The sequence below is a fragment of the Bacillota bacterium genome (assembly GCA_040754675.1).
GTDB lineage: Bacteria > Bacillota > Limnochordia > Limnochordales > Geochordaceae > Geochorda.
Map to the genome: position 1 here is coordinate 1 of JBFMCJ010000197.1, position 7,315 is coordinate 7,315.

Here is a 7,315-nt window from a genome sequence, read left to right on the forward strand (position 1 = left end):
CGGCGCCCTTCCTCGCAGCGGCCGCCGGGCAAGCGGGGAGGGCGTACTCGAGGGCCTCTCCGTAAACCCCCGGCTTCACTGGGTACGTCGTCACCTTCGGAGAAGCCGGCCCTCGCATTGCTGCGGGACGTACGGCTTACGTGCGAGAAGCGGGAGGGCGTGTGGCAGATCTGGCTGTCCGTCGGTGCGGAGTTGGATGCACGCACCCTGACCCTGTGGCACGGCCAAAAGCGGCTTGATTTCGCCGGGTTCGGGGGTGGCTCGTGGCTGCTGGAGGCGCTGAATATCGACCTCCGCGTCGAGGGCCTGGGCGAAGAGCCGGTGTTGCTGGACCACAAAGCGTTATGGTCGCCACCACTGGCTTTTCGCATGGAAGGCCTTGAAAGGGCTCACTACGTTGGGGGCAAGGTTCGGATGGGGCGATTCCTCATCCTCATACCGGAGGGCTGGCGGATTATGCCGCTGGGATCTGCCCGACAGCTTGCCGCCTCCGAGCCGACGCACTTACCCGGTTTCGTGGTTTACCCAGTCGTTTTTGAAGATGCCCATGCGGCGGTTGACTGCATAGACTCGGATGGCCGTAGCCATCCCCTCATTGCAGGCAAACCCATGCTCAAACTGACGGGTCCGGTGGTGGAGGATATCCACCCCTACAAGGGCGCCCTTTTCGCACCCACCGCTCCCAAGGTTGTGCTGGACACGCCGCTGGGACCACACCCTGGCTCGACGGGGATCTCCACCCTCGTCATCGGGGAAGAAGGGCCGGTGACGGGCAAACGCTGGAAGCTCGAACTCGACGTGGACACCGCTCTTTCGGTGAATCTTGAGGAGAAGCTACAAGGTCGGTCGGGCTGGTACTTTGTGAGGGCGTACGATTCATCGGCGACGCTGGTGGATAGTCTGGATTTTCGCTACTTTGCGGGTCCCATCCGGCAAGCACCAGCCTTCGAGGAGCTTCAGCCGCCAGGAGGCGACACCGATACTGGCCGTCGGGTGCAGATAGAGCACCCACCCGGTACGCGTCTCGCGCCAGCAGACGAAGCGGCCAGAATGTGCCGCATCGAAGCGGTGGAGGTGGAAGCCACCACCCTGTGGATTCCCGCCCGTCCCGAAGCGGACCGTACGCTGTGGACGCTCCACCACGGCATGTCCCAATCAGTAGACCTGGTGGTGGGGGTGTCCAGGGTGTGGTGGGGTGTTGGATCCGAGCAGAGTCGCCCCGAAGTCTGGACCCAGCAGCCACTGCACCTCAAGCTACACGATCTGCGCCCGTCCAGTTCGGCAGTCCTGTGGTTACGGGCAGAGTCTCTCGCGTTGAAAGAAGTGAGCGTCGGTACCAGAGTCAAGTCAGCGCATCGGTATCGGGTACGGGGCGACAGCCTGCTTCCCATACCTCTCCGTGACTTCTCTGCTGCCTGGAATGAAGCGATCCGGGCTCCTGAGCCTTTGGTCCACGTCGACCTGTACCTGTGGTGCTCCGGCTCGGGCGATTCGATTCTCTTGGCCCGCTGCCGGCGTGTGTACAGATGCGGCGTCTGCCAACGGGAGTTCGATGCAGCGGATTCCGCTACGAATCACCTAACTGCCCACGTCTCCGACCAGTTCACCCAGCTGACCTACGAACAGGCGCGGACTTACCTGGGGGCTTCGCTTCCCAACGTCATCTATGAGTGCGCGTACTGCGGGTACCTCGTGGCCGCTCGCTTTCCGGAGGAGAATGTGCACAACCCGTTGGACGGGATCACGCGCCACATCACCGAAGAGTGCAGGAAGGTACCTGCTCGGGAGGGGCGCAAACAGATTAAGTTTAGCGTGGTCTGGGATACGCAGAAGATCCGCGAAAGGCTCGATCTCAACGTACCGGACATTTTCCGCTGCCGGTGGTGCGGGAAAGCGGTCGAGGCTACCAATAGGTCTGCCTTGCTGGAGCACTTAATGCAGCGGCATTTCGACCAACTCGTGACACGTGAGTGAAGTCATCGCGTCATCGGGGGGCGAGCGATGGACCCCATTGCCATAGCCAATGAGGTGGAAGAGCGCTACCGTCGGTATCTCGAGACCACATTCTACTTCCGCGACCCTGACTTCCGTCGGACGTTCAAGAAGGCGCTGCGGGAGGAGGGGCTCTCCCGGGGGCCTTTCATTGAGGGTACACCTGTCTACCTGCTGACCGTACGCACGGACGAGCTGGTTCGCAGCGTCTTCGGCGCTACCCCCGATCCCGGTTTCCTACAGGCGTTGAAGGGAGGTCGGCGGCTCTACTGGCATCAGGAGCAGGCGATCCGGAGGGCTGTACAGGGGCGCAGCCTCCTGGTGGCCGCCGGAACCGGGAGCGGAAAGACCGAGGCTTTCTTGTACCCCATCCTGCTTTCGCTCTACCGTGAGTTCCTGGAAGGCACTCTGCGTGCGGGCGTGCGGGCGCTCCTTCTCTACCCCATGAATGCCCTGGCCAACGACCAGCGGCAGCGGCTTGGCCAGATCGCCCGCGCTCTGGAGTTGGCCCATTCTCCTTTTGCGTTTACCTTCGGTCAATACATCGGAGAGACGCCCGAGAACCGCAATGACACGCACCGCGACGCGGCCTACTGGGAGCAAAACCGCCTTCCGGGTGAACTCGTCTTCCGCGAAGAGATGCGTAACGCGCCGCCCCATATTCTTGTGACCAATTACTCCATGCTGGAGTACCTTCTCACGCGCCCTTGGGACAGCCCCCTCTTTGACAACGGGGCTGCGCGGGATTGGCGCTTCATAGTCATCGACGAGGTTCACCAGTATCGGGGTTCCGAGGGTACCGAGATGGCGCTGCTGCTCCGGCGCTTGAAGCGGCGGCTTCGAGAGGGAGGGCGGACGGGGCCTTTTCAGTGTATCGCCACCAGCGCGACCCTCGCCGGAGGAGAAGAGGATGTGGAGGCCGCGGCCCGCTTCGCTACGGACCTTTGCGACGAGCCGTTCTCGGTGGACGATGTCATCCTGCCCCGAACGGTACCTATTGACCTCTCCACAGGTAGAGCGCCCGGTAGTGGCAGCGGCGGCCTCGATCCGCAGGCGCAGGAGCTGAGGAGGCTCGTCACGGGCCAGGTTCGGTTGGCCTCGGACGTGGCAGCTCAACTGTTCCCGGATCTGGGACCCGCCGAGGGGACTCGAGCCCTGGCGGCCCTCGCGGAACGCCTGGTGCGAACAGAGGATTCGCAGTCGGGCAGCCCGCTCCTGTCCACCCGCTTCCACCTGTTCCTGCGGGCCCTGGAGGGCGCCTACGTTCAGTTCTGGCCCACCCGGCGGGTGGTGATCGACCAGCGCTCCGCGGAGGGTCCGATCTTCGAGGTGGCCCTTTGCCGCGAGTGCGGGCAGCACTACCTCGTGGCGCCGCGGAATTTCACCGGCGGTAAGATCACCGCGCCGGTGCGGGATCCCGGGCTGGGCAATTTCGGGGTCACTTACCTGAGGGAACTGTCACCCGATGCGTTCAACCCGGAGGGAGACGAGCGTCGGCAGCCAGACCTGGAGCTCTGTGTGCGCTGCGGGCGAGCGGCGGCTCCTGGCCGCCTTGAGGCCAGTGAAGAGTGTGACCATGCTAATAGAATCCCGCTGGTGATCGAGGAGCCGCCCGCCGACGAAGACCGTGCGGACCAACTTGTCCGCTGCGGGGCCTGCGGCTACCGGGGACATGACCCGGTACGGGAGGTGGTACACGGGACTGACGGTCCCCATGCTGTGATCGCCACGACCCTCGTTCGGTCGTTGCCCGAGGAGCGCCGGAAGGTCCTGGCCTTTGTCGACGGAAGGCAGGAGGCAGCCTTCTTCGCCTGGTATCTCGAGCGCAGCTACGCCGACCTGGCCACTCGCAACTTGCTCTACCGAACCCTTTGCCGCTTCGAGTCGATGGCCCCAGAGGGCTTGTCACTGGGAGATCTGGCAGGGGAACTGGTGCCATTGCTGCGACAGCTCGGGATGGTGCCGGCCTCCGCCGGGGCTTTGGAGGTTCACAGAGAGGTGTGGACCCGGCTTTTCCGGGAACTGCTTGCGGATTCGGCGCGCATCTCCTTGGAAGGTGTGGGCCTGGCCCGATGGGACCTACTCTTGCCGGACAGGTATGACCTGGATCGCCTGCGTCAGGCGTGCCCCGTCCCTGCGGACGAGGCCACATTGAAGGACCTGGCGATCCAACTGCTCGATACAATCCGGTTTGACCGCGCGGTGGAGCTCCTCAGCGACGGCAACGGTCCAGCTATCTCGTGGGATCAGTTGGACCTTCAAGGCATCCACGGAGTTCTGGCTCTTGCCCCCTCGGATCGACGCACAGGACGGACCGGCCCTGGCGTTAAGCACTGGGACGGACCGAAGACCGGTCGATCGGATTTCCTGCAGCGGTGGCTCCGAGGTCGCGGGCTTTCGGAGCCAAGGGCAGCCTTGGCCTCCGTGGAGTTCCTGCGGGCCCTGTGGGAGTGGGTGCTTGCATCGGATGGCCGGGCCAGACACGGGGACGATCGCCTCTTCCGTGAGCAGGCGAGCGGTCGGATGCGTCTCAACCCGCGGTGGTACCGGCTCCGCCGGGTTCGGGAAGACGGGGTCGTATATCAGTGTCAGGTGTGTGGTCGCATCTATCACCGCTCGGTGGAGGGGGTTTGCCCCAGGTACCGCTGTAGTGGGACACTCTTACCCCTGACCAGGGCTCAACTGGAACCCGATCACTACCGAGACCTGTACCAGGACCCCAACCTGGTGGGTCCGATGAGGGTGGAGGAGCATACCGCCCAGTTGACCAGTCGGACTGCCCGCGAGTACCAGGAGGCCTTCCAGAACGGAAAGATCCAGCTTTTGAGCTCATCCACGACCTTTGAGTTGGGCGTGGACCTGGGCGACCTGGATGCTATTTTCCTGCGGAACGTGCCGCCCGAGGCCTCGAACTATGTGCAGCGAGTGGGCCGGTCCGGCCGAAGGAGCGGCCATCCGGGGCTTGCCATTACTTACTGCCGTCGCACGCCGCATGACCTGTACCACTTCCGCAAGCCCAATCGAATCCTGTTGGGCCAAACCCGGCCCCCTGTACTCCATCTCTCCAACGAGAAGATCATTGGGCGGCACATGACGGCGCACGTGCTTTCGTACTTCTTTCGCAGTAACCCGCACCGCTTTGAAGGGGTGAAGTCGCTCATCGGCAACTTCGAGAGGCCCTCCCTCGTGGACGAGGTCTGCGGGTTCATCAACCGCCGGCGCAACGAGCTGGAACTCTCCCTGAAGGCGGTTATCCCGCGACAGACGTGGCGCGAGTGTGGCCTGGAGGACGGCACGTGGGCGGAGCGGGTTGCCGGACAAACCAGCCGTTTGGCGGTGGCCGAGGCCACGGTTGTGGACGACTGGCGTTCTCTTAAGCGATTCGAAGAGGAATCCGCCAAGGCCGGCCGCTATCGTGCCGCCGGGTGGGCTAACCGCCGTGCCGCCACGCTGGAGGCAGAAGAGGTACTGAGCTTCCTCTCTCGCCACGTGGTGATCCCTAAGTACGGCTTTCCGGTGGACGTGGTGACTCTCGAGGCCCTGAGCGACTCCGAAGACGTGACCAAGGTGGAGCTGCAGCGCGATCTGCGGCTGGCCATCGCGGAGTTCGCGCCATCCAGCCGGATCGTGGCCAATAAGAAGGAGTGGGTGGCCTACGGGCTAAAGCGGGCTCCTTCGAAGGATCGGGAGTGGCCAAAGCGCAACTATCGCCACTGCCCGCGTTGTAACACCTTTGAGCAATGGAGCCCGGGAGATCCCACCCCGCCTCCGCGTTGTGGCCACAAAACCCGTCAGGGGCAGTACGTCGTTCCCGCGTTTGGATTCGTCACCGCACGTGAGCCTCCACAGCAACCGAGGGGCCGCCAGCCGCGCCTTTTCACCACGCGTCCCTATTTCGCGGGCCCCAAGGGTGCGTCACCTCCCACCTTAGGGCTGCCGGCGCATGACCCGCTGCTGGTGGTGACGCCGGCATCGCCCGGGAAGCTGGTGGTGCTGTGCGAGGGTCGGAGGGGCAATGGATTCTACATCTGCCCCGAGTGCGGCGCTGGTTTCCCGACCTTACCCGACGGGCACCAGGATCCATACGGTCGACCGTGCCGGGGCCAGCTGGAGCGGGTGGCCCTGGCCCATGAGTATGAAACCGACGTGCTCAGGCTGCAGTTCCAGGTCGAGGCCACGGGGGACGTCGCGGACGTGGAGGCGCTCTCTTTCTCAGTGGCCTACGCTCTGCTCGAGGGGGCCGCCTCGGTGTTGGAAACGCCGCCGGGCGACCTCAGCGTTACCGTGGCCGCAAGCTCCGGCGACGACACGTGGCCCATCATCCTCTATGACGACGTCCCGGGCGGGGCCGGGCTGGTGGGAAGGCTCCAGAGTCCCGAGGTGTTGGTGCGTGTGGTCGAGGCTGCGGTGGAACGGACGGACGGGAGCTGCGGCTGCAAGCGTGAGGAGAGCTGTTACGGATGCCTGCGAAGCTACCGGAACCAGTTCATCCAGCACAAGCTGGGCAGGGGTCTTGCTCACGAGTTTCTAACGCATGTGCTGCGTGAGCTGGGAGCCCGGTCGGCACCCGGACGCCTCGAACGAGCGGGGGCCTGATGGGCTCCCGCAGCCGGCTACTTCCACGAAGCCTTGTCGATGCCCCCGCGACCAGAGTCAATGCATCCGCCAGAACTTTGGTAGGCTTGATACCTAAAGTGGGCACCTTGCCCCGGCCCGGCTCCAATACAAACGTCCCGGGGTGAGTCGCAGCTACCGTTTTTACGGCTTCCAGCAGCCGTCGCCCCTCGGCGCTGGCCTTCTGTAGAAACTCCTGTTCCCCGCACTTGCCCCTCACGGCACCTGGGTGCGGCGAATCTACGACGCCCCCGCCACCCCCAGGCCCGGGTACTGGCCTTGGAAGCCCAGCCGACGGATCTCCCGGATCACCGGGGCCTTGGCGTAGTGGGCGTCGAGGGTGAGGACATGGGTGAAGTGGGCGTGACGCGAGTGGACCTTCCGCAGGGCCCGGAGCGGGGCCGCTGCTTCCTGCTCTTTGGGGCGCTGAAGTTCCGGGCCCCAGCCAACGGGTACGCCTCGGCCGACCGTCTGGAGCACCACGACCCGGTGGACGAACTCGATCCGGCCGTCCTGATGGCGGTAGACTTGGCATGCCGGCAGCTGTACCCCGACACCTCCGTCCCGTCCAGGCGCGATCATCCACGTAAGATGCTACCGAAAGGGCACTGGCTCACCCATCCAAGAATGTTACTGAAGGGTGGATGGGGTGCCCATGTCCCTTCGCAGTCGACGCGAGTACCTGATCGAGATGCAGCGACGTTACGCC

Annotated in this window: 3 protein-coding genes; 2 read left to right on the forward strand and 1 reads right to left on the reverse strand. The window is 64.2% G+C overall.

Going from position 1 to position 7,315, the window contains the following annotated elements; all coding sequences use genetic code 11:
- Positions 1-117 precede the first annotated feature (117 nt).
- Both AB1609_12180 and AB1609_12185 read left to right on the forward strand, forming a co-directional pair.
- Positions 118-1,974, forward strand: coding sequence for a hypothetical protein (locus AB1609_12180; protein MEW6047223.1), 1,857 nt, complete (start codon positions 118-120; stop codon positions 1,972-1,974).
- A gap of 27 nt (positions 1,975-2,001) precedes the next feature.
- Entirely contained in the window at positions 2,002-6,588 is a 4,587-nt protein-coding gene (locus AB1609_12185; GenBank protein MEW6047224.1) for a DEAD/DEAH box helicase, read from the forward strand.
- Positions 6,589-6,846: 258 nt separating this feature from the next.
- On the opposite strand, the gene AB1609_12190 is transcribed toward AB1609_12185, so the two are convergent.
- A complete protein-coding gene (locus AB1609_12190; GenBank protein ID MEW6047225.1) occupies positions 6,847-7,188 on the reverse strand; it encodes a hypothetical protein in 342 nt (113 codons plus the stop codon).
- Positions 7,189-7,315 lie beyond the last annotated feature (127 nt).